This is a genomic window from Sphingomonas endophytica (genome assembly GCF_001476895.1).
Taxonomy (GTDB): Bacteria; Pseudomonadota; Alphaproteobacteria; order Sphingomonadales; family Sphingomonadaceae; genus Sphingomonas; species Sphingomonas endophytica_A.
The window spans coordinates 1-619 of the sequence record NZ_LDTB01000206.1; the positions used below are offsets into that span (position 1 = coordinate 1).

The following is a 619-nucleotide window of genomic DNA, read 5'->3' on the forward strand; positions in this document are numbered from 1 at the left end:
GCCGAGGCGATCAAGCCCGACACGGAGTCGAACCTCGACACGTGGCTGAAGCTGAACGCCGACTACGCCAAGAGCTGGCCGAACATCACCCAGAAGAAGGACTCGCCCGAAGACGCCAAGGAGTGGGAAGGCAAGGAAGGCAAGTTCGAGAAATATTTTTCTCCGAATCCGGGCAGCGGCGACTGATTCGCCTTACCTCTTCGGGACTACCCCGATAAGGGCAGGCTTGGCCTGCCGCAGCCGTCCGTTCGGCCGCGGATTTAACCCTAATGACGGACATATGACCTGAGGATCCCCTGTTATGCCCGGAATCGGGCGTAAATCATTGATTTTTGCGGAAAATGTGCTATATTCAGCACATTACAGGCCAAGAACCCCCTGCCATGCGTACCTTGTGGCTTCGAGGTTCCCGCAACATCGAACAGGGGCGTGGCAGTTTCCGCGCGCAGGCTGTGTCACAGAAAACGCGTAAAAAGAGTGCTTCAAAGACGACGAAAAAAGCCGCTGTCGTTGCTCGCAGCGCAACCAAGGGCCGTGCCAAGGCGTCCGTGAAGGGGCCTAAGAAGGCGGCGGCTGCAAAGTCCTCAAAGAACAAAAGAAGCGTGATGCCAGAAAAGAC

2 protein-coding genes are annotated in these 619 nt (G+C 56.5%); both read left to right on the plus strand.

The window, feature by feature from the left end:
• A partial coding sequence (locus NS334_RS16760) for a DUF3470 domain-containing protein (protein ID WP_153002809.1) occupies positions 1–186 on the plus strand: 186 nt, incomplete at its 5' end.
• Positions 187–383: 197 nt separating this feature from the next.
• Positions 384–619, plus strand: a 236-nt coding sequence (locus NS334_RS18925; RefSeq protein WP_206542714.1) for a hypothetical protein, incomplete at its 3' end; no start/stop codon positions are given.